At 62.9% G+C, this 22,250-nt stretch carries 15 protein-coding genes; 1 reads left to right on the forward strand and 14 read right to left on the reverse strand.

The annotated features are described in order from the left end of the window. Nucleotides 1–25 precede the first annotated feature (25 nt). The 6 genes from mutS to ACH2A7_RS02270 form a co-directional block, all read right to left on the reverse strand. Nucleotides 26–2,617: a DNA mismatch repair protein MutS gene (mutS, locus tag ACH2A7_RS02245; protein WP_394959631.1), complete on the reverse strand. Its 2,592-nt coding sequence runs from the start codon at nucleotides 2,615–2,617 to the stop codon at nucleotides 26–28. A 108-nt stretch (nucleotides 2,618–2,725) separates the two neighbouring features. Then, a complete protein-coding gene (locus tag ACH2A7_RS02250; RefSeq protein ID WP_394959633.1) occupies nucleotides 2,726–3,133 on the reverse strand; it encodes a YlbF family regulator in 408 nt (135 codons plus the stop codon). 35 nt (nucleotides 3,134–3,168) lie between these two features. Further along, complete coding sequence (miaB, locus tag ACH2A7_RS02255) at nucleotides 3,169–4,551, reverse strand: tRNA (N6-isopentenyl adenosine(37)-C2)-methylthiotransferase MiaB (RefSeq protein WP_394959635.1); 1,383 nt, start codon at nucleotides 4,549–4,551, stop codon at nucleotides 3,169–3,171. A 125-nt stretch (nucleotides 4,552–4,676) separates the two neighbouring features. Further along, nucleotides 4,677–7,511, reverse strand: coding sequence for an excinuclease ABC subunit UvrA (uvrA, locus tag ACH2A7_RS02260; protein ID WP_394959637.1), 2,835 nt, complete (start codon nucleotides 7,509–7,511; stop codon nucleotides 4,677–4,679). 27 nt (nucleotides 7,512–7,538) lie between these two features. Beyond that, nucleotides 7,539–9,548 carry an excinuclease ABC subunit UvrB gene (gene uvrB, locus ACH2A7_RS02265; RefSeq protein WP_394959639.1) on the reverse strand — a complete coding sequence of 670 codons (2,010 nt, stop codon included), beginning with the start codon at nucleotides 9,546–9,548 and terminating at the stop codon, nucleotides 7,539–7,541. After that, nucleotides 9,535–10,314: a RadC family protein gene (locus tag ACH2A7_RS02270; RefSeq protein ID WP_394959641.1), complete on the reverse strand. Its 780-nt coding sequence runs from the start codon at nucleotides 10,312–10,314 to the stop codon at nucleotides 9,535–9,537. The genes uvrB and ACH2A7_RS02270 overlap by 14 nt, the downstream gene beginning before the upstream one ends. 93 nt (nucleotides 10,315–10,407) lie before the next feature. Between ACH2A7_RS02270 and ACH2A7_RS02275 the strand changes: the two genes are divergently transcribed. Continuing rightward, the gene (locus ACH2A7_RS02275; protein ID WP_394959643.1) at nucleotides 10,408–11,364 is read left to right on the forward strand and encodes an RluA family pseudouridine synthase; all 957 of its coding nucleotides are present in this window, start codon (nucleotides 10,408–10,410) and stop codon (nucleotides 11,362–11,364) included. A 74-nt stretch (nucleotides 11,365–11,438) separates the two neighbouring features. Here the strand turns inward: ACH2A7_RS02275 and ACH2A7_RS02280 are convergent, their stop codons facing one another. The 8 genes from ACH2A7_RS02280 to pyrH form a co-directional block, all read right to left on the reverse strand. Continuing rightward, nucleotides 11,439–15,458, reverse strand: coding sequence for a PolC-type DNA polymerase III (locus ACH2A7_RS02280; RefSeq protein WP_394959747.1), 4,020 nt, complete (start codon nucleotides 15,456–15,458; stop codon nucleotides 11,439–11,441). Nucleotides 15,459–15,802: 344 nt separating this feature from the next. Then, complete coding sequence (ispG, locus tag ACH2A7_RS02285) at nucleotides 15,803–16,846, reverse strand: flavodoxin-dependent (E)-4-hydroxy-3-methylbut-2-enyl-diphosphate synthase (RefSeq protein ID WP_394959645.1); 1,044 nt, start codon at nucleotides 16,844–16,846, stop codon at nucleotides 15,803–15,805. A gap of 19 nt (nucleotides 16,847–16,865) precedes the next feature. Further along, nucleotides 16,866–17,936, reverse strand: a complete 1,071-nt coding sequence (rseP, locus tag ACH2A7_RS02290) for an RIP metalloprotease RseP (protein ID WP_394959647.1) — start codon at nucleotides 17,934–17,936, stop codon at nucleotides 16,866–16,868. A 49-nt stretch (nucleotides 17,937–17,985) separates the two neighbouring features. Next, nucleotides 17,986–19,140 carry a 1-deoxy-D-xylulose-5-phosphate reductoisomerase gene (gene dxr, locus ACH2A7_RS02295; protein WP_394959649.1) on the reverse strand — a complete coding sequence of 385 codons (1,155 nt, stop codon included), beginning with the start codon at nucleotides 19,138–19,140 and terminating at the stop codon, nucleotides 17,986–17,988. Between the two features lie 20 nt (nucleotides 19,141–19,160). Continuing rightward, nucleotides 19,161–20,003, reverse strand: a complete 843-nt coding sequence (locus ACH2A7_RS02300) for a phosphatidate cytidylyltransferase (protein WP_394959651.1) — start codon at nucleotides 20,001–20,003, stop codon at nucleotides 19,161–19,163. A gap of 27 nt (nucleotides 20,004–20,030) precedes the next feature. Beyond that, nucleotides 20,031–20,747 carry a polyprenyl diphosphate synthase gene (gene uppS / locus ACH2A7_RS02305; protein ID WP_394959653.1) on the reverse strand — a complete coding sequence of 239 codons (717 nt, stop codon included), beginning with the start codon at nucleotides 20,745–20,747 and terminating at the stop codon, nucleotides 20,031–20,033. Nucleotides 20,748–20,827: 80 nt separating this feature from the next. Further along, entirely contained in the window at nucleotides 20,828–21,382 is a 555-nt protein-coding gene (gene frr / locus ACH2A7_RS02310) for a ribosome recycling factor (RefSeq protein WP_394959656.1), read from the reverse strand. Nucleotides 21,383–21,463: 81 nt separating this feature from the next. Next, on the reverse strand, nucleotides 21,464–22,174 hold the full coding sequence (pyrH, locus tag ACH2A7_RS02315) for a UMP kinase (RefSeq protein WP_394959658.1): 711 nt from the start codon (nucleotides 22,172–22,174) through the stop codon (nucleotides 21,464–21,466). Nucleotides 22,175–22,250 lie beyond the last annotated feature (76 nt).

Below are 22,250 nucleotides of genomic sequence, written 5' to 3' on the forward strand. Positions count from 1 at the left end.
CCTGTATTCCCTCCCGTAAGTAAACTTAGTCCTTCAGCGTCTTCTTCAACTCGTACAGAAAATTCAGCGCTTCGATGGGGGTCAGCGTCTCCACGTCCAGCGCGTTCAGCTTGTCCATCATCTCGCTGGGCACCGCGGGGCTGTTCATCGTCTCCAGCGCGTCAAAATCCAGCTGTGTGACCCGGCGGTTCGCCTGGCTGGCGGCGTCCAGCGTCTTGAGCACCTGTTTGGCCCGGTCGGTGACCTCGTCGGGCAGGCCGGCCAGCTTTGCCACCTGGATGCCGTAGCTGTCGTCGGCGGGGCCGCGGACGATGCGCCGCAGGAAGGTGATGTCGTCGCCCCGCTTTTTTACCGCGATGTTGTAGTTCTTGACGCCGGGCAGCTGCTCCTCCAGTTCGGTGAGTTCGTGGTAGTGGGTGGCGAACAGGGTCTTGCAGCCGATCTTGACCACGATGTGCTCCACCACCGCCCGGGCGATGCTCATGCCGTCGAAGGTGGAGGTGCCCCGGCCGATCTCGTCCAGGATGACCAGGCTTTTTCGGGTGGCGTATTCCAGGATCTGCGCCACCTCAGTCATCTCCACCATAAAGGTGGACTGACCGGCGGCCAGGTCGTCGGAGGCGCCCACCCGGGTGAAGATGGCGTCCACCACGCCCACTCGGCACTCCTTGGCGGGTACAAAGCTGCCGATCTGAGCCATCAGCGCGATCAGGGCGTTCTGGCGCATATAGGTGGATTTGCCCGCCATGTTGGGGCCGGTGATGATGAGCAGGTTGTTTTCGCCGCAGTCCAGCGTGGTGTCGTTGGGTACGAACAGGTTGCCCTTAAGCATCCGCTCGATCACCGGGTGGCGACCCTCCCGGATGAGCAGCTCGCTGCCCTCGTCCACTGCGGGGCGGACATAGTTGTTGTCCACCGCCACCTGGGCCAGCGCCGTGAGCACATCCAGCTTCGCCACCGCGCCGGCGGTGGACTGGATGCGGCCAAGCTGCGCCGCAAGGTCGTTCAGCAGCTCCTCAAAGAGTTTGCGCTCCAGCACCAGCAGCCGCTCGCTGGCGCCCAGGATCTTGTTTTCCAGGTTTTTCAGATCCTCGGTGATGTAGCGCTCGGCATTGGCCAGCGTCTGCTTGCGCACAAAGTTCGCGGGCACCTGATCGGTGAAGGATTTGCTGACCTCGATGTAATAGCCGAACACCCGGTTGAAGCCCACCTTCAGGGTGCGGATGCCGGTCTCCTCCTTAAGCTTTGCCTCCATCTGGGACAAAAAGCCCTTGCCGCCGTGGACGATGTCCCGCAGTTCGTCCACCTCCGGCGAGAAGCCTTCCCGGATGACGCCGCCGTCCTTGAGGGTGGAGGGGGCGTTCTGGTCGATGGCGGCCACGATGCGGTCGTGGATGTCGGCGAGGGGGTCGATCTGCACCGCCAGCGCCTTCAGCTGGGGGCAGTCAAAGCCCTCGGTCAGCTGCCGCAGACCGGGCAGCTGGGCGCAGGTGGCGGCCAGGGCGTACACCTCTTTGGGGGTGGCGCTGCCGTAGACCGTGCGGGTCATCAGCCGCTCCATATCGAACACATGGCTCAGCGTCTCGATGATCTCGGCCCGCTGCACGCTCTCAGCGTACAAAGCCTGCACGCAGTCCAGCCGGTCGTTGATGGCCGGCGCGCTCACCAGCGGCTGCTCCAGCCAGCCGCGCAAAAGGCGCTTGCCCATGGCCGTTTGGGTCTTGTCCAGCACCCAGAGCAGGGTGCCCCGCTTCTCCCGCCCGCGCATGGTCTGGGTCAGTTCCAGATTGGCCCGGGTCACCGGCGACAGCTGCATATACTGGGCCTCGGCGTAGCTGACCACCGTTTTGATCCGTCCCACGCCGTGCTTCTGGGTGCGGCGCAGATAGGTCAGCAGCCCTGCCACGGCAAATCCGGCGGCGCCGTCCCTCGCGAGGCTGCCGGCAGGCCAGCCCTCCTCGCCGAACTGGGCCTGCAGGGCGTCCTGCGCGTCGGCGTAGGCCTCGTTCTCCATCAATTCCACGGCGCAGGCCATGTGCTGCTTGATGTAGGCGGTGACATCCTTCAGCGAGAGCATCGCCTCGTTGAACAGCACCTCGCTGGGGTTGTAGCGGCAAAGCTCGGTGATGATCTGCCCGCTCACCGACGGGCCGGCCAGCAAGGTGGCATAGGCCTGCCCGGTGGAGACGTCGGCGAAGCAGACGCCGGCCTTGTCCCCCTCCAAGTATATACTGCAGATGTAGTTGTTTTTGTCGTCCTGGAGCATACTGCTCTCGATGACGGTGCCGGGGGTGATGACCCGGATGACATCCCGTTTCACCAGCCCCTTGGCCAGGGCCGGGTCCTCCATCTGTTCGCAGATGGCCACCTTGTAGCCCTTGGCAATGAGCCGGGCCACATAACTCTCGTAGCTGTGGAAGGGCACGCCGCACATGGGGGCGCGCTCGGGCTGGCCGCAGTCCCGCCCGGTGAGGGTGAGTTCCAACTCCTTGGACGCGAGGATCGCGTCGTCGTAGAACATTTCGTAGAAGTCACCCAGCCGGAAAAACAGGATCTCATCCTTGTGCTGCTGTTTGATCTCAAAATACTGGGCCATCATGGGGGAAAGTTCCGCCATTGTTGCGCTTCACCTGCCTGTAATCTCTTAAAGGGGGCCGTATCCAAAAATGAAGGGCGGCGCGGCGGTAGTGTCTGCCGCCGCGCCGTTTGACATGGGTATGTGCGATCAGCCGCAGCCGCCGCAGGAGGCACAGCTGCCGCTGCAGCCGGCCGCGGGCGCTTCCACCAGCATCGGGTCGCCGCCGTTCATGGCGGTGTTGATGATGGCGTCAATGTGGCTGATAAGAGCCTCGGCGTCCGCCTTGGCCGCGTTGTAGGCCACCATGCCCTCGCTGGCCATGATCTTGCCGTAGAGGTCGTTGACCTTGGCGTTCAGGCTGGCGACTCGCTCGTCATCCCGCGCGTCCTTGGAAATTTCGTTGTTCAGATCCATGCGGGCCAGGTTGAACTCGCCGATCATGTCCTGCAGGGCTTCGTCTTCATCGTTGGCCTTGCGGGCGGCGGCCAGCGCCAGATAGCGCTCGTCGGTCTGCAGGGCAACAGCGGCTTTCTTGAAAAGGTCGATCGCGTCCATAGTAGTTCTCCTTTTAATTATAAAGTATTTTTGTTTTACACAAGTGTTCCTTTGAGGATGGTGCCTTTGCTGGAGGTGAAATGCACCCGGACGTACTGCCCGATGAGGGCCTCATCGCCCGGAAACTCCACCACCAGATTGTTGGTGAGGCGCCCGGCCAGGGTGCCGGGGGTGCGGCTGTGGCCCTCCGCCAGCACCCGCTGGGTATCCCCCACAAGGGCGGCTGTCTGGGCGTGGGCGATCTCCTCCTGCACCGCCAGAAGGCGCGCCATGCGCTCGGTTTTTTCCTTGTGGGTCACCGGGTCAGGCATCGAGGCGGCCTTGGTGCCGGTGCGCTTGGAATAGATGAAGGTGAACAGCTGCATATACTGCACCTTCCGGATGAGTTCCAGCGTGGCGGCAAAGTCCTCCTCCGTCTCGCCGGGAAACCCCACGATGATGTCACTGGAGAAGGTCACCCCGGGAATTTTTGCCTTGGCGTAGTCGATGAGTTCCAGATACTGCTGCACCGTGTAGTGCCGGTTCATCTCCTTCAGGATGCGGTCGCTGCCGCTCTGCACCGGAAGGTGCAGATGATTGCAGATGCGCTCCTCGGCGGCGATCACGTCAATGAGTTTGCGGCTGACGTCCTTGGGGTGGCTGGTCATGAAGCGCAGGTGATAGTCGCCCGGCACCTGGCAGAGCATCAAAAGCAGGTCGGCGAAGTCCACCCGGGGCTCCAGGCCTTTGCCGTAGCTGTTCACGTTCTGGCCCAGCAGGGTGATCTCCTTGTAGCCCGCCTGCACCAGCTGGCGGAATTCCGCCAGGATGTCCTCGGGGCGGCGGCTGCGCTCTCTGCCGCGCACATAGGGCACGATGCAGTAGGTGCAGAAGTTATCGCAGCCGTACATGATGGGCAGCCAGGCCCGGAAGTCGGAATCCCGGCGGATGGGCACCTCTTCCACGATGTCCGTTCGCTCCACCGGCATCTGCAAGAGACGCTTTTTGCCGCCGGCAAGCTTTTCGCACAGCAGCTGCGGCAGGGTGTCGATGGCGTTCACCCCGAACACCAGGTCCACAAAGGGATAGCTTTTGCGCAGCTTCTCCACCACGGTGGGCTGCTGGGCCATGCAGCCGCAGAGGCCGATGATCAGCCGGGGATTTTTCTCCTTCAGGCTCTTCAGCGCCCCCACGTTGCCGAACACCCGCTGTTCGGCGTGTTCCCGCACGGCGCAGGTGTTGAAAAGAATGAGGTCGGCCTGCTCCGGGGCGTCGCACAGGCCAAAGCCCACGTCCGCCAGCACGCCCTTGATCTTTTCGCCGTCGTTGACGTTCTGCTGGCAGCCGAAGGAGTGGATATAGGCCAAGGGCGGGGTGTCATAAAAGGAGGCGATGTGCTGTGCTGCCCCCTGGTTGTGTTCAAAATGCAGGATCTCCAATGCAGTTTTTTCCTCCGCTCGGGTGTTGCTTTTGTGAAACGGCACCCCTGCTTGTGGCAAACGCACCGATATTCTGATTTAGTATACTATATTTTGCGGTCTGGCACAAGAGCCAAATGCGCGCCTCACACCCGATCCCGCTCCAGGATGGGTTTGAGGTACCTGCCGGTGTAGGAAGCGGGATTTTCCGCCACCTGCTCGGGGGTGCCGGTGGCCACGATGGTGCCGCCCTCGCTGCCCCCTTCGGGGCCGAGATCGATGATATAGTCCGCCCGTTTGATGATGTCCAGGTTGTGCTCGATGATGACCACCGTGTTGCCGCCCTCCACCAGCCGGTCCAGCACGCCAATCAGCTTGTGGACGTCCGCCACATGCAGGCCGGTGCTGGGCTCGTCCAGCACATACACCGTGCGGCCGGTCTCCCGGCGGGCCAGTTCCAGCGCCAGCTTCACCCGCTGGGCCTCGCCGCCCGACAGGGTGGTGGCGCTCTGGCCCAGGGTGATATACCCCAGGCCCACATCCATCAGGGTCTGCAGCTTGCGGGCGATCTTGGGCACGTTGGCAAAGAAGACGCAGGCCTCCTCCACCGTCATGTTCAGCACGTCCGCGATGCTCTTGCCCTTGTACTTGACTTCCAGCGTCTCCCGGTTGTAGCGCGCGCCCTTGCACACCTCACAGGGCACAAAGATGTCCGGCAGAAAGTGCATCTCGATCTGGACGATGCCGTCGCCCTCGCAGGCTTCGCACCGGCCGCCCTTCACGTTGAAGCTGAACCGGCCGGGGCCGTAGCCCCGCATCTTGGCGTCCTGGGTCTGGGCGAAAACATTGCGGATGTCGGTGAACACGCCGGTGTAGGTGGCGGGGTTGGAGCGGGGGGTGCGTCCGATGGGGGCCTGGTCGATGCCGATGACCTTGTCCACGTTTTCCAGCCCCTCGATGGCCTTGAATTTGCCGGGGCGGCGCTTGGCGCCGTTCAGCTCCATGGCCAGCGCCTTATAGAACACCTCATTGATGAGGCTGGACTTGCCCGAGCCGGACACGCCGGTGACGCAGACCATCCGCCCCAGGGGGATGTCCACGTTGATGTTGCGCAGGTTGTTCTCCGCCGCGCCCACGATGCGCAGCTTTTTGCCGGTGCCCTTGCGCCGGGTGGCGGGCACCACGATCTTTTTGCGGCCGGAGAGATAATCGCCGGTGATGCTGCGGGGAGCGGCGCAGATGTCCTCCACCGTGCCGGCGGCCACGATCTCGCCGCCGTGGACCCCCGCGCCGGGGCCCACGTCCACGATGTAGTCCGCCTGGCGCATGGTGTCCTCGTCGTGTTCCACCACGATGAGGGTGTTGCCCAGATCCCGCAGCCGCTTGAGGGTGGCGATCAGCTTGTCGTTGTCCCGCTGGTGCAGGCCGATGCTGGGCTCGTCCAGCACATAGAGCACGCCGGTGAGGGCGCTGCCGATCTGGGTGGCAAGGCGGATGCGCTGGCTCTCGCCGCCGGACAGGCCCGACGCCCCACGGGAGAGGGTCAGATAGTCCAGGCCCACGCTCTGCAGAAAGCCCAGCCGCTCCCGCACTTCCTTCAGGATGCCGTCGCCGATGAGGTGCTCCTGGTGGGTAAGTTCCATGCCGTTCAGAAATTCCAGTTCCTGCCGCACGCTCATCTCGCAGAAATCGCTGATGTTCTTGCCCCCCACCGTCACCGCCAGGCTGGCGGGCTTGAGGCGCTTGCCGTGGCACTCGGGGCACTCCACCCCGTTCATCACGGTGGCGATCTCCTCCTTCATCCACTCGCTGCCGGTCTCCCGGAAACGGCGCTCCAGATTGTTCACGATGCCCTCAAAGTCGTTGAGGTACCGCCCGGAGCCGAACTCGTTCTCCCGGTGCATCTCGATGCGCTCGCCGCCGGTGCCGTAAAGCAGGGCGTTCAGCGCCTTGGCGCTCAGGTCCTTGATGGGGGTGTCCAGTGTAAAGCCATAGTGCTTTGCAAGGCCCTCATAGTACATCTCGCTCACCGAGCCCTCGGCGTAGTACCAGCCGCTTGCCTTGATGGCCCCCTGGCGGATGGAGAGTTCCTTGTTGGGGATGATGAGCTCCGGATCCACCCGCATGAAGGTGCCCAGACCCGTGCAGCGCTCGCAGGCGCCGAAGGGATTGTTGAAGCTGAACATCCGCGGCTCCAGTTCGTTCACCGACACGCCGTGCTCCGGGCAGGCGTAGCTTTGGCTGAACTGCATGGTCTCCCCGCCCGGCACGTCCACCGTGACCAGCCCGCCGGTGAGGGCGAGGGCGGTCTCCAGGCTGTCGGCCAGGCGGCTGTGGACGTTCTCGTTGATGACGAGGCGGTCCACCACGATCTCCACCGTGTGCTTTTTGTTCTTTTCCAGGGCGATCTCCTCGTCCAGGTCGTACATGTCCCCGTCGATGCGCACCCGGGCGTAGCCGCCCCGGCGAGCGGCGTCCAGCTCCTTCTGCTGGGTGCCCTTGCGCCCGCGCACCACCGGCGCCAGCACCTGAAAGCGGGTGCCGGCCGGCAGCGCCAGCACCGCGTCCACCATCTGATCCACCGTCTGCTGGCTGATGACCCGGCCGCACACCGGGCAGTGGGGAATGCCGATGCGGGCGTAGAGAAGGCGCAGGTAGTCGTAAATCTCCGTCACCGTGCCCACGGTGGACCGGGGGTTGCGGTTGGTGGTCTTCTGGTCGATGGAGATGGCGGGCGAAAGGCCCTGGATGTCGTCCACATCCGGCTTTTCCATCTGGCCCAGGAACATCCGGGCGTAGCTGGAAAGGCTCTCCATATAGCGGCGCTGGCCGTCGGCGTAGATGGTGTCGAAGGCAAGGCTGGATTTGCCCGACCCGGACAGGCCGGTCATGACGATCAGCTTGTCCCGCGGGATGGTCAGGTCCACGTTTTTCAGGTTGTGCTCCCGCGCACCCTTGATTACGATCTTGTCGTTGCTCACAGATATACTCTCCCTTGGTCGGTTTGCTCAGCGGCGGCCGCGGCGCTTTTTGGGCGCCTGAGGCTCCTCTGTTGGGTTCTCGCCCCGGCGCAGCCGGTCGATGCGGTCCCGCAAAAAGGCAGCGTGCTCGAATTCCAGAAGGCGCGCGGCCTCCTTCATCTCCCTCGTCAGCCGGGTGATGAGCTGCTCCCGCTCGGCCTTGCTCATGCGGTGGCCGGAAAGCTTTTCGTTCTCCTTGTGGTCGCTGATCTCGATGCCCTCACGGATGCTCTTGACGATGGTTTTGGGCACGATGCCGTGGGCCTCGTTGTAGGCCATCTGGATGGAGCGGCGGCGCTCGGTCTCGGTGATGGCCCGCTCCATGCTGGGGGTGACCTCGTCGGCGTACATGATGACCACGCCGTCGGCGTTGCGGGCCGCCCGGCCGATGGTCTGCACAAGGCTCGTTTCGCTGCGCAGAAAGCCCTCCTTGTCCGCATCCAGGATGGCCACCAGCGAAACCTCCGGCAGGTCCAGGCCCTCCCGCAGCAGGTTGATGCCCACGATCACGTCGATGGCGCCGGTGCGCAGGTCCTTGATGAGTTCCATGCGCTCGAAGGTGTCCACCTCGTGATGCATGTATTTTACCTTTACACCGTGCTCCGAGAGGAAGTCGGTCAGGTCTTCGGCCATTTTCTTGGTGAGGGTGGTCACCAGCACTCGCTCGTTTTGGGCGGTGCGCAGGTTAATCTCGCCCAGAAGGTCCTCGATCTGGCCCTCCACCGGTTTGACGATGATCTGCGGGTCAAGCAGGCCGGTGGGCCGGATGACCTGCTCGGCGATCTGGGTGCTGTGCTCCCGCTCGTATTCGCCGGGGGTGGCGCTGACAAAGACGATCTGGTTGAGCTTTTGCTCCACCTCCTCGAATTTGAGTGGGCGGTTGTCGAAGGCGGAAGGCAGGCGGAAGCCGTAGTCCACCAGGGTGCGCTTGCGGGCGTAGTCGCCGCCGTACATGGCCCGCAGCTGTGGCAGCATGACGTGGCTTTCGTCCACAAAGAGCAGGAAGTCCTTGGGGAAATAGTCCAGCAGCGTGGTGGGGGTGGAACCGGGGGCCCGGCCGCTGAGCACCGCGGAATAGTTCTCGATGCCCTTGCACATGCCTACTTCCTGGAGCATCTCCATGTCGTAGCGGGTGCGCTGGGCGATGCGCTGGGCCTCCAGCAGCTTGCCCTCCTCGGTGAACTTGCGCACCTGGGCGTCCATCTCCTCCTGGATGCGCACAAGGCCGGCGCGCATCTTCTCCGGCGAGACGATGTAGTGGCTGGCCGGGAAGATGGCCACATGTTTGACGACGTTTTTGCGCTCGCCGGTGAGGGGGTTCATCTCGCTGATGCGATCCACCTCGTCGCCGAAGAACTCCACCCGGATGGCGGTGTCGCTGGCGTAGGCCAGGTTGATCTCCACCGTGTCGCCCCGGACGCGGAACTTATTGCGCACAAAGTTGATGTCGTTGCGCTCGTACTGCAGCTTCACCAGACGGCGGCACAGCTCGTCCCGGTCCATCTGCATGCCCGGCCGCAGGCTGATGACCATGCTGCGGTAGTCGATGGGGTCGCCCAGGCTGTAGATGCAGGAAACGCTGGCCACGATGATGACGTCCCGCCGCTCGGAGAGGGCCGCCGTGGCGGAGTGGCGCAGCCGGTCGATCTCGTCGTTGATGGCGCTGTCCTTCTCGATGTAGGTGTCGGTGGAGGGGATATAGGCCTCCGGCTGATAATAATCGTAGTAGGACACGAAATACTCCACCGCGTTCTCGGGGAAAAACTCCCGGAACTCGGTGCACAGCTGGGCGGCCAGCGTCTTGTTGTGGGCCAGTACCAGGGTGGGCCGGTTCACCTTTGCGATGACGTTGGCCATGGTAAAGGTCTTGCCGCTGCCGGTCACGCCCAGCAGCGTCTGGGCCTTATCCCCCCGCAGGATACCCTCGGCCAGTTTTTCAATGGCCTGAGGCTGATCGCCGGTGGGCTGATAGCTGGAAACAAGTTTAAACTGATCCATGGTTCTCCTTTTTCTCTTCCTCCAGGGGTTTTTCCTTGCTGCCTGCCACCCCCTGCAGCAGGGAGGGTTCCACCGCGGGCATCCGCCCCGACTGCTGCAGCGAGATGTAATCCCCTTCCCGGTCCACGATGATGTGGTCCAGAAAACGAATGCCCAGGCTTGCCAGGGCGTTGGCCAGGTCCCGGGTGAACTGGATGTCGGCGGGGCTGGGCAGCGCCGCCCCCGCCGGATGGTTGTGAGCCAGTACCGCCTGGGTGGCGTGGCACTGCACCGCCAGCCGGGCGATCTGGGTGCGGGCCATGGCCGCCTCGTTCACAGTGCCCTCGGTGACCTTTTGCAGCTTGATGGGGCAGTTGCGGTCGTCCAGAAACAGGACGTAGACCTGTTCGGTCACCGCGCCGTAAAATTGGGGGATGAGGTAGTCCGCCACCTCCTCCAGGTCCTGAAAGGCCCGGGGCGCCCGGGCGCGGTTCTGGCTGTAATAGCGGTTGGCGGCGTGCATGGTGGTGAGCAGCCGGGCCACCGCCGGCCCCGCCCCCTCCACCGAGAGGATGTCGGCCTCGCTGGCCTCCAGCACCTGACACAGGCTGCCGAAACGGTCGATCAGCCGGTGGGCCAGCGGGTTCGTATCCCTGCGGGGGATGGCGAGGTACAGGATGTATTCCAGCACCTCGTGCTCTGCAAAGCCGGAAAAGCCGCCCTGCTGGGCAAACCGCCTGTACATCCGCTGGCGGTGATTCGTATGAAGCCCTTTTTCCTGCGGCAAGCTGTCCCCCTCCTTTCCCCATTGGCACTTTACGCATTATCCGATTTATTATATACTATTTGCAGGCATTTTTAAAGAGAGGGGCCAGGGGATTTGAAACAATTTACCGCCGGCGCAAATGAGGATGGGGCGCGGCTTTCCCGCTTTGTGGAGAGCGTCACCACCGGCCTGCCCGCCAGCCTGCTTTACAAGAGTTTTCGCAACAAGCGCATCAAGGTGAACGGCAAACGCCAGACGCCGGACTACCGGCTGCATCCGGGGGACGTGGTGGAACTTTACATCAACGACGAGTTTTTTGCCGCCGCTCCCCCAAAGCCTGCTCCTGCCCGGAAGCTGCCGGCTTTGAGGGTGGTGTACGAGGATGACGCCATCGCCGTGCTCTACAAACCCGCTCATCTGCTGTGCCACGGCGACCGCACCGGCGACGCCAGCCTGGTGGACGCCTTCATCGCTTATCTTGCCCAAAAAGGCGAGTTTGACCCGCGGGCGGAGGCGTCTTTCAAGCCGGCGCTCTGCAACCGGCTGGACCGGGGCACCGAGGGGCTGGTGGTGGGCGCCAAGACCTACGCCGCGCTGCGGGACATGAACGCCGTCATTCGAAACGACCTTGTGCGCAAGGAATACCTGACCATCACCTTCGGCGTGCCCGCCGCGGGCCGGCACACCGCGTACCTGCGCCACGACGAAAAGAACAACAAGGTGAAGGTGCAGGCCGGGCCCGGCGAGGGCTTCAAGCAGATCATCACCGATGTGGCGGTGGAGCGCACCGAAGGTCCCTTCGCCCTCTGCCGCATCGGCCTTGTGACCGGGCGCACCCATCAGATCCGGGCACATCTTGCCTTTCTGGGCGCGCCGGTGCTGGGGGACATCAAGTACGGCAACCGCAAGTGGAACGAAAAGACCGGCTTCAGGACCCAGGCCCTCTGCGCGGTGAGCCTCACCTTTGCCCAGCTGCCGCCGGAGAACACGCTGTGTACCCTGAGTGGCAAGACCATCCGGCTGGAACACCCGGCCATTCTGGACAAGTTCGACTCTTTGGCAAGAAAATGATCCGCTCTTCCCTTTTGCATAAAGCACGGCGGCCCGTCTCCCCTTTCGGGGAGCGGGCCGCCGTTTTTCACTGTTCAGAAGAAGCTGACCTGGCTGGTGTCCGGCAGGCTGCCGAGGGCGCCCACGTTTTTCAGGTTTTCCATCACCGCGCTGGACACGCCGCAGGCCTGCTGCAGTTCCTCCACCGAGAGGTATTCCTGCCCGTTGATGGTGGCCGCCTCCAGCGCCTGAGCCGCGGCCTCGCCCACGCCCTTCAGCGAGGCGAAAGGCAGGCGCACCTTGCCGTCCTCCACCATGTAGCGCACGGCGCGGCTCTTGCCCAGTTCGATGGGCAAAAATTCGCAGCCCCGGGCCAGCATCTCGTTCACCAGCTGCAGCGACACCTGGATGTCCTCGTCCTTGGCCTTCTTTTCCTCCCGCAGACGCTGCTCCACCTCTTTCAGATGCTGCTGGGCCACCTTCACCCCGCCCACGGCGGCCTCGTAGTCGATGTCGTCGCCGCGCACGGTGAAGTAGGTGGCATAGAACGCCTGGGGATGGTAGACCTTGAACCACATCAGCCGGATGGCCGCGATCAGATAGGCCACCGCGTGCGCTTTGGGGAACATGTACTTGATCTTGCGGCAGGAATCCATGTACCAGTCCGGCACGCCGCACTCCTTCATCTTTTCCTCCGCACCCGGCGGGAAGCCCCCCTTGGCCACCTTGCCCTTTCGGGTGAGCTCCATGATGTTGAAGGCCAGTTTCGGCTCCAGCCCCTTGTGCAGCAGGTAGGTCATGATGCTGTCGCGGCAGCCGATCACGTCGGAAATGGTGCAGATCTGATTTTTGATCAGGTCCTGGGCGTTGCCGTTCCACACGTCGGTGCCGTGGGACAGGCCCGAGATCTGGATCAGGTCGCTGAAGTTCTTGGGCTGGGCCTCGATGAGCATCTGGCGCACGAAGGGGGTGCCCAGTTCCGGGATGCCGAAGGTGCCGGTCTGGCTGCCGATCTGTTCCGGGCGCACCCCCAGCGCCTCGGTGCTCACCAGCAGGCTGATGACCTTGCGGTCGTTCATGGGCACCTGGTCCATGGGGATGCCGGTCATGTCCTCCAGATACTTGTACATGGTGGGCACATCGTGGCCCAGCTCGTCCAGCTTGAGCAGCGTATCATGGAGGTATTTGAATTCGAAGTGGGTGGTCAGCACACCCTTGTCCTTGTCATCGGCGGGGTGCTGGATGGGGCAGAAATCCTGGATCTCGTGCACGTCCGGCACCACCACCATACCGCCCGGGTGCTGGCCGGTGGTGCGCTTGACCCCGGTGCAGCCCACGGTGAGGCGGTTTTCCTCGGCGCGGTTCACCGTGCGGCCCCGCTCCTCCAGATACTTCTTCACATAGCCGTAGGCGGTCTTATCCTGCAGGCCGGACACGGTGCCCGCCTTGAACACATATTCCTTGCCGAACAGCTCCTCGGTGTAGCGGTGTACCTGGCTCTGGTACTCGCCGGAGAAGTTCAGGTCGATATCCGGCTCCTTGTCGCCGTCGAATCCCAGGAAGGTCTCGAAGGGGATGTCGTGGCCGTCCACGATGAGTTTGGCGCCGCAGCGGGGGCAGTTCTTGTCCGGCAGGTCAAAGCCGTCGGCCACGCTGCCGTCGGTGATGAACTCGCTGTACTGGCATTCCGGACACAGGTAGTGGGGCGGCAGGCTGTTCACCTCGGAAATGCCCGAGAAGTGGGCCACGGCGGAGGAACCGACCGAACCACGGCTGCCCACCTGGTAGCCCCCCGCGTTGGAGTAGGCCACCAGCTTGACGGCGATGACGTACAGCACAGCAAAGCCGTGGCCGCAGATGGAGTCCAGTTCCCGCTGCAGGCGGGACTGGACGATCTCCGGCAGCGGGTCGCCGTAGTGCTTTTTGGCGGTGGACCAGGTGGCGTCCCGCAGCTGCTGCTCCGCGCCCTCGATGGAGGGCGGGAAGGTGCCCTTGGGGATGGCCCGGATGCCGCCGTCGCACATATCGGCAATTTTGTTGGGGTTCTTCACCACGATCTCAAAGGCTTTGTCCTTGGGCAGGTAGTAGAACTGGTCCAGCATATCCTGGGTGGTGCGGTAGTAGAGGGGCGCCTGGTTGTCGGCGTCCTTGAAGCCGTTGCCCGCCTGCAGCACCGCCCGGTAGACCGAATCCTCCGGGTCCTGGAAATGCACGTCGCCGGTGGCCACCACCGGCTTGTGGAGCGCTTCGCCCAGTTTGATGACCGTGCGGTTGAAATCCTGTATCTTCTCGATGGAGTCCACCAGGTGCTCCCGCAGCATGTACTCGTTGTTGCCCAGGGGCTGCACCTCCAGGAAATCGTAGTACTCGGCGATGCGGCACAACTCCTCGAAGCTGCGGCCTTCCACGATAGCCCTGTAAAGCTCACCGGCCTCACAGGCAGAACCGATGATGAGCCCCTCCCGGTACTTGTCCAGCACGCTGCGGGGCACCCGCGGCTTTTTGAAGAAATACTTGGTATGGGCCTCGCTGACGATCTTGTAGAGGTTTTTCAGCCCCAGCTGGTTTCGCACCAGGATGATGAGGTGGTAATACTTCTTTTTGATGACCGCCGTATTGCCGCCGCCCAGGCCGGTGTTGATCTGCTCCACCGTCTTGACCCCCTTGAGGGCCAGGTCCTCCAGCATCTTGCAGAAGATCTTTGCCAGGGCCATGGCGTCATCCACCGCGCGGTGGTGGTTGAAGGGCTCGATCTCCAGATGGTCATTGATGGTGTCCAGCTTATAATTGCGCAGGCCGTGGTAGAGATTCTGGGCCAGAGGCAGCGTGTCGATGTAGGCATTTTCCAGCCGCAGGCCGGCGTGCTGCGCCGCCGCCCGCATAAAGCGCATGTCAAAGTTATGGGCGTTGTGGGCGATGAGCACCCGGTCGCCGGCGAACGCCATGAACTGCCGGATGGCCTCGTCCGGGCCCGGCGCGTCGGCCACCATGGCGTCGTTGATGCCGGTGAGTTCCACGATCTTGGGGGGGATGGGCTTGCCGGGGTTCACGAAGGTGCCGAAGGTTTTGGTGATCTCGCCGTTTTCCACCAGCACCGCGCCGATCTCGGCGAGGGCCTCGGTCTTGGGGTCCAGGCCGGTGGTCTCGGTGTCGTAGACCACAAAGCTGCCGGTGAGCGGCCCGGAGGCCTCGCCGTAGAGCACCGGCACCATATCGTCCACAAAATAGGCCTCGCAGCCGTAGATGAGTTTGAAATCCGGGTCGTTTTTGCGGATGGCCTCGGCGGCCAGCATCGCCTCGGGGAAGCCCTGGCAGACACCGTGGTCGGTGATGGCGATGGCGCGGTGGCCCATGCGATGCGCGGTGCGCACGATCTCGCCCGGGTCGCAGAAGCCGTCCATGCTGGAAAGCTTGGTGTGCAGGTGCAGCTCCACCCGCTTTTCGGGGGCAGTGTCCTCCCGCTTTTTGCGCTCCACCTGCAGCACGTCGTAGGGGTAGACCACATAGTCGTGCTCATATTTGTCATAGGCGCACTCGCCCTTGAGCACAAAGGTGGTGCCCTTCTTCACTTCCTCCCAGCGGGAGTAGTCCTCCCCGTCCCGGCTGCGCAGCTTCAGGCTGATGGAGCCGGTGTAGTCGGTGATGGACACGATGTAACTCTTCTGGAAGTTGCCCTTCACCTCCACGGCGAACACATCGCCCCAGATGGTGACCTTGCCGCTGTCGCTGCCCAGGTCCTTGAGGGGGGTGACGGCCCCGGGCTTGAAGGTCTTGCCGTGGAACACGCTCACCGGTTTGTCGGAAAGGTCCAGCCCGGGGATCTTGAAGTCGGGAGGCTGCTTTTTCTCCTCGAAACGGGGCGCGGGGGCCTTTTCCAGCACCCGTTTCTCCCACTCGTCGGCGGTGAGACTGCTGTTCTGCTCCAGCGTGACGGTGGGCAGCACACCGGTGCGCTGCTGCACCAGCTTTGCCAGCGTATCCGGGAAACCGATGCCCTCCAGGATGTTCCTTCCCACCGGCACCGTGATGGCAAGCTGCGCGCCCTGCAGCGCGAAGGCTGCGTGGTCCAGAAAGCCGTTTACCGGCAGGCCCTCATCCCGCAGTTCCTCGATCATCGCCCGCAGGCTCTCTTCGGTGATGGTCTCAAAGGGAAAGTAATTGCACACGGTCAGTTCCAGCCCCTCGAACTGCGGCGCCAGCGACGCGCAAAGCCGCCCGCACAGCTCATTCGGCAAGGGCGAGGCGCTGCGCAGGCTGATCTTCAGTTTTCGGCTGGTGCGCAGCAGTTCCACCTGCTCCACAAGCACCCCCGCAAAACAGCGGGCAAAGGTCTCGTCGGCGTTGAACTGCGGCCACAGCTGGCTCACCAGTGGCTTCAATGTGTTCTCCCTCTCCTTGTAACAAAGCGCAGCCCACGGACGGGGCCCGGCCCCGCCCGCAGGCTTGCGGCAGCAAAAGTTTACAGTTTATAGATCTCGTCCACCAGCTGCCCGACGATATCGCCCCGCAGCATGCGGATCTTTTCGCCGCGGATGAACAGAAGGGCCTCGTCCTTGCCGCCGGCAATGCCGATGTCCGCCTCCCGGGCCTCGCCGGGGCCGTTCACCACACAGCCCATCACCGCCACCTTGACGGGCTTTTTGTAGCCCTTGAGCCGGCGCTCCACCTCGTCGGCGATCTGCGCCACCGGGATGTTGGTGCGCCCGCAGGTGGGGCAGCTGATGATCTCCGGGCCGCCCACGGCGTGACCGGCGGCGCGCAGGATGTCAAAGCCTGCCTGGACCTCCTTCTCCGGTTCATCGGTGAGGGAGACCCGCAGTGTGTCGCCGATGCCCTCCAGCAGCAGCCCGCCGATGCCCATGCCGGACTTGATGAGCCCCATGCGGTAGGTGCCCGCCTCGGTGACGCCCACATGCAGCGGATAGTCGCACCGCTCGCTGAGCAGCCGGTAGGCCGCCATCATCCGGGGCACATTGCTGGACTTGATGGAGATGACGATGTTGTCAAAATCGAATTTCTCCAGCAAAGACACATGGTACATGGCGCTCTCCACCAGCGCCTCCGGCACCGGCGCGCCATATTTGGCCAGCACCTCTTTTTCCAGGCTGCCGGCATTCACCCCGATACGGATGGGAATGTTTTTCGCTTTACAGGCGGCAGCCACCTCTTTCACATGGTCGTCGCCGCCGATGTTGCCCGGGTTCAGGCGAATTTTGTCCACCCCGGCGTCCACACAGGCCAGCGCGATGCGATGGTTGAAGTGGATATCCGCCACCAGGGGGATGTCCACGGCGTTCTTGATGGCCTCGATCAGGCGCACGTCCTCCAGGGTGGGCACGCTCACCCGCACGATCTGGCAGCCGGCCTCGGCCACCCGCACCGCCTGGGCCACGTTGCCCGCCACGTCGGCGGCGGGCACGTTGAGCATGGTCTGCACCGCCACCGGGTTGTGGCCGCCGATGGCCAGATTGCCGATGTTCACTTCACGCTTTACTTTGCGCATATTTATTCCTCTTTTCTGATCAGAACAGACGGGTAATGTCGTTGAAGGTGGCGAAGATCATCACAGCGAACAGGAACAGCAGCCCCGCCATGTTCACCCAGATCTCAAACCGCTTGGGCAGCGGTCGGCGGAAGATGCCCTCGATGAACAGGAACACCAGCTTGCCGCCGTCCAGCGCCGGGAAGGGCAGCAGGTTGAAGATGCCCAGGTTCACCGTGAGCAGCGCCAGCAGGCTGAGCACCTCGGACAGGCCCATGCCCGCCGCCTGGTTGATGGCGCTGACGATGCCCACCGGGCCGGAGAGTTCGGTCACGCTCACCCGCTGGGTCACAAGATCCACCAGCGAGCGGAACACCAGCCGGGCATAGAAGAGGGTATAATCAAAGGCCTGCCCGATCACGTTCAGCGGCGTCTTCTCCAGCGCGTAGACCTTGAAGCCCATGTTCATGGTAACGGTGTCGCCGTTTTGCACCTGGTCAAAGTGAACGTCATCGATCTGCACCTTTTCGCCGTTCCGCCGCACGGTGAAGTCGGCGGTGAAGTCTTCACTGCGCTGTAACTCGTATATTATATCGTTGGTCACAAAGCAGCGGCGGCCGTTGATGGCCAGGATCTCATCCCCCACCTGCAGGCCGGAGGCCTCCACCGCGCTTCCTTCCTCCACCAGCGCCACGGTGCGGCTGGCCAGCGTGTCGGTGCCGGAAAAGACCAGCAGCAGCACCACAAAGCCTAGCACCAGGTTCATGATGGCGCCGGCGGCCACCACAATGATGCGCTTCCACACCTTTACCTTGGGGAAGGGCAGGCCGGTCTTTTCCTCCGGCGGAAGGTCAGGATCAGAGAACGCCGTGTCCTCCTCCAGTTCCTCGTCCTCCCCTTCCATGCTCACATAACCGCCCACCGGCAGCGCACGGATGCTGTATCGTGTGCCGTGCCGCACCCGGCTGAAGAGCGCCGGCCCCATACCGATGGAAAATTCGTTCACCTGGATGCCCGCCTTTTTGGCACAGACGAAATGCCCGAGTTCGTGGATCATCACCACCAGCCCGAAGATCAGCACCGAAACGACGGTCGTAATCAAAACTGACATATGCCCTTGTTTGCTCGCTTTCTTCTAAAATCGACAGCGTTCTCTCCTGTCAAGCCAAATGACTTTGCACAAAGGAGCGGGCCATCCGGTCACACTCGTACACGTCGGCGAGGATGTATCCGCCGCCGAAGGAGTCGCTGTCCACCACCGCCTCCACCAGGCGGCCGATGTCCAAAAAGCCGATCCTGTCTTCCAGGAACAGGCGCACCGCCTCCTCGTTGGCCCCGTTGGCGGCGCAGGGACCCAGGCCCCCCTTGGCAATGGCTTTCTTGCAGGCCGCAAGGCACCGGAAGGTCTCCTCGTCGGCCACGTCGAAGGTGATGGCCTTGAGGGTGGTGAAATCCAGTTCCGGCGCGCAGCCCGGGGCTCGCTCGGGCCAGGTGAGTGCGTACTGGATGGGGATGCGCATATCCGGCACCCCCAGCTGCGCCAGAATGGAATTGTCGGAAAACTGCACCATGGAATGAATGATGCTCTGGCGCTGCACCACCACCTGCACCTTCTCCGGCGGCAGGCCGAACAGCCACACCGCCTCGATCAGTTCCAGCCCCTTGTTCATCAGGGTGGCCGAGTCGATGGTGATCTTGGCGCCCATGTTCCAGTTGGGATGTTTGAGGGCGTCCGCCTTGGTCTTGCCGGCCAATTCCTCCTTCTTCATCCCGAAGAAGGGCCCGCCGGAGGCGGTGAGCAGGATCTTGGTGAGGGCCTTGGCGGAGTGGGCGTCCTGCAGGCACTGGAAGATGGCGGAGTGTTCGCTGTCCACCGGCAGCAATTTTGCGCCGTGATCCTTCGCCGCTTTTGTGACCAGATAGCCGCCGGTGACCAGGCTCTCCTTGTTGGCCAGGGCCACGTCGCAGCCGCTCTCCAGCGCGGCCAGGGTGGCGCCCAGGCCCGCGATGCCCACCACGGCGTTGAGGACCACGTCCGCCTCGCCCATGCCGGCCAGGGTCACGATGCCCTCGGCGCCCTCCAGCACCCGGGGCGCGCCCGGCTGGTCCGCCAGCGCATCCCGCAGCTTGCGGCAGGCCGCGGGATCCGCCACCGCCACATAGCGGGGATGAAACTCCCCGATCTGCTCCAGCAGCCGGTCCACATTGGAGTGGGCGGCCAGCGCCCGGATGGTGTATCCCTGGCTGCGGGCCACATCCAGGCTCTGCGTGCCGATGGAGCCGGTGGAGCCCAGCAGGGTGATGCTTTTTGCCATAACGCGTTCCTCCGTCGAATTTACATCATGGTGCGGGACCAGACGGCCAGCGACAGCAGCGGCGTGATGAACAGCACGCTGTCGAACCGGTCCATGATGCCGCCGTGGCCCGGGAAGATGGTGCCGTAGTCCTTGATGCCCAGCTGGCGCTTGATGGCCGAGGCGAACAGATCGCCCAGAATGCCCAGCACCGAACACCCCATGCCCAGCACGAACACGGTGATGTAACCGAACATGCTGCCCGCCGTGTGGCCGGTGACGGCGCGGGCGACGAGGGTGCACAGCACCCCCACCACACCGGAGCCGATGATGCCGCCGATGGCGCCCTCCACGGTTTTGTTGGGGCTCACCAGCGGCGCCAGCTTGTGCTTGCCCAGCTTGCGCCCGGTGAAGTAGGCGAAGGTGTCGCCGCCCCAGGCGAAGGCCAGCGCCATCAGGATCAGATACACCGCCTCATACCCGTACACATCCACCGGCAACCGCGCCTTGATGAACACCAGCGCGTAAAAGGCAGACCAGACCACCGCGCCCACGGCGCACACCCCGCTGAGACGGGCGACATTCAGGTTCTGGTTAAACCATATGAGGCAGATCGCCAGATACAGTACAAAAACAAAGCTGACGGGAGCGATCAACAGTTTTTCCGGCGCGGCAGCGGACAGGATCAGCAGCACGGTGTACACCGCAAAGCCGCCGAAGATCCACGGCCCGCGCTTGCCCAGGTCAAAGGCCTTGTAGATTTCATGCACGGCGATCAGGCAGATCAGCGCCACGACGATCTCAAAAACCGGCGTATTGAACAAGCACAGCACGATCGCCAGCAGGATCAAGCCGAAAATCGATGTGATGATCCTCGTTTTCATGCAAGTGTCTCCCCTTTTCGGCCCCGCTCAGATGCCGCCGAAGCGGCGGTTACGGTGGCAGAATTCCAGAATTGCGGCGTCCAGATCCGACCGGGTGAAATCCGGCCAGAGAACGTCCATCTCCACCAGTTCGGCATAGGCGGCCTGCCACAGCATAAAATTGGACAGCCGCTTTTCCCCGCTGGGCCGGAGGATGAAATCCGGATCCTTCTGGCCGCGGGTGTACATGTGGTCGCTCATCATCGCCTCGGTGATGTCCTGAGGCTCCAGCTTTCCCTCTTTCACAAGCTGCGCCAGCTGCTGCGCCGCCCGCACGATCTCGGGCCGGCCGCCGTAGTTCACCGCGATGTTCAGCGTCATGCCGGTGTTGCCGGCGGTCTTTTCCTCGATCTCGTTCATCAGTTTCTGGTGCTTGGGTTCCAGCACCGAGCGCTCGCCCAGGAACACCACCCGGTTGTTCTCCTTCTGGTAATCGAAGGCCTTGATGAGGTATTCACCGAACAGCTTCATGATGGCGCTCACCTCGTCCTGCGGGCGGCGCCAGTTCTCGGTGGAGAACGCGTAAAAGGTGACGGAAGCCACCTCCAGCTGGTTGCAGTAGCGGGTGATGTCCTGAAAGACCTCCGCGCCCTTTTTGTGGCCCGCGGTGCGGGGCAGACCCCTCCGCTTGGCCCAGCGGCCGTTGCCATCCATGATGATGCCGATGCTCAGGCCCTTGGCCAGTTCCTGAATGGACTGCTGCATACGAAATGTTCCTTTCACAAATAAAGGGCCGCGCTTCGCATCCAACGCTGCGCGGCTCGGCCCTTGTGGTCACGCCGAGATCAAATCTCCATGATCTCCTTGTTTTTCTCTTCGCAGGCTTTATCGATCAGCTTCACGAACTTGTCGGTGATCTTCTGCATCTCTTCCTCGAGATGCTTCTGATCGTCCTCGGTGATCTCGCTGTTCTTCTTCTGCGCTTTCAGCTTATCCATCGCCTCACGCCGCACATTTCGCACGGCGACCTTGGTCTCCTCGCCCAGCTTCTGCACGTCCTTGGTCAGCTGGCGGCGGCGCTCCTCGGTGGGCGCGGGGAACACCAGGCGGATCACACGGCCGTCATCGGTGGGATTGATGCCGATGTCGCTCACCAGCAAGGCATGCTCGATGGCGTGAATCAGCGAGGGATCCCAGGGAGTGATGGTGAGGATGCGGGCCTCCGCCACCGCCACCGCGGCCATCTGGTTGATGGGGGTGGGGCTGCCGTAATAGTCCACCGTAACGCGGTCCAGAATGGCCGGGTTGGCGCGGCCGGCGCGGATGGCCACCAGTTCCTTGTCCAGATGGTGCAGCGCGCTGTCCATTTTTTCCTCGTAGGGTTTTGTAAATTCGCTCATATCCAAAGCTCCTTTTTTGTTTTCCAGCCGTCAGGCTCAGGGTACGTTTTTTACGATCTTGCGGGGAATGGTTGCAACGGATCAGGCTTCCTGCACCAGCGTGCCGATCTCCTCGCCCCGCACCGCGCGGGCGATGTTGGCGGGGTCGGCCAGATCGAACACCAGGATGGGCAGGCCGTTCTCGCGGCAGAGGGTGGCGGCGGTGCCGTCCATCACGGCAAGCTTCTTTTCCAGCACCTCACTGAATGTAAGGGTGGAATACTTCACAGCGTCCAGGTGCTTTTTGGGATCCTTGTCATACACACCGTCCACCATGGTGGCCTTGAACATGACGTCGCAGCCGGTCTCGATAGCGCGCAGGGCGCTGGCGGTATCGGTGGAGAAGAAGGGACAGCCGGTGCCGCCGCCGAAGAGGACGACCTTGCCCTCCTCCATGGCCGCCACCGCCTCGTCCCGGGTGAACACCTGCGCGATCTGGGGCATTACGATGGAGGTCTGCACCACCGCGGGCACCTCCGCCTGGCGCAGCGCGTCGGCCAGGGCCAGGCAGTTCATCACCGTGGCCAGCATGCCGATCTTGTCCGCGCAGGTGCGCTCCATCGCGCCGCTGGACCGGCCGCGCCAAAAGTTTCCGCCGCCCACCACGATGCCGATCTGTACGCCAAGTTCATGGGCCTGTTTGATGCCGCCGCAGATGGCGCGCATGGTCTCGTCGTCAAAGCCCGCGCCTCTGGCGCCGGCGAGGGCCTCGCCGCTCACCTTGAGCAGGATGCGTTTGTATCTGGTTGCCACGTTCAAAACACCGCCTGTATCCGTACAGTTCGGACACCCGATCTGTATCTATTATATTGCTTATATTTTACAATAA

Source organism: Candidatus Allofournierella merdavium (genome assembly GCF_944382735.1).
In the GTDB taxonomy this organism is placed as follows: Bacteria; Bacillota; Clostridia; order Oscillospirales; family Ruminococcaceae; genus Allofournierella_A; species Allofournierella_A merdavium.

Bases quoted from the DNA above. Each gene is read 5' to 3' on its own strand.
- mutS (WP_394959631.1), bottom strand. From the start codon at position 2,617: ATGGCGGAACTTTCCCCCATGATGGCCCAGTATTTTGAGATCAAACAG.
- ACH2A7_RS02250 (WP_394959633.1), bottom strand. From the start codon at position 3,133: ATGGACGCGATCGACCTTTTCAAGAAAGCCGCTGTTGCCCTGCAGACC.
- uvrB (WP_394959639.1), bottom strand. From the start codon at position 9,548: ATGGATCAGTTTAAACTTGTTTCCAGCTATCAGCCCACCGGCGATCAG.
- ACH2A7_RS02280 (WP_394959747.1), bottom strand. From the start codon at position 15,458: ATGATCGAGGAACTGCGGGATGAGGGCCTGCCGGTAAACGGCTTTCTG.
- ispG (WP_394959645.1), bottom strand. From the start codon at position 16,846: ATGCGCAAAGTAAAGCGTGAAGTGAACATCGGCAATCTGGCCATCGGC.
- rseP (WP_394959647.1), bottom strand. From the start codon at position 17,936: ATGTCAGTTTTGATTACGACCGTCGTTTCGGTGCTGATCTTCGGGCTG.
- dxr (WP_394959649.1), bottom strand. From the start codon at position 19,140: ATGGCAAAAAGCATCACCCTGCTGGGCTCCACCGGCTCCATCGGCACG.
- ACH2A7_RS02300 (WP_394959651.1), bottom strand. From the start codon at position 20,003: ATGAAAACGAGGATCATCACATCGATTTTCGGCTTGATCCTGCTGGCG.
- uppS (WP_394959653.1), bottom strand. From the start codon at position 20,747: ATGCAGCAGTCCATTCAGGAACTGGCCAAGGGCCTGAGCATCGGCATC.
- frr (WP_394959656.1), bottom strand. From the start codon at position 21,382: ATGAGCGAATTTACAAAACCCTACGAGGAAAAAATGGACAGCGCGCTG.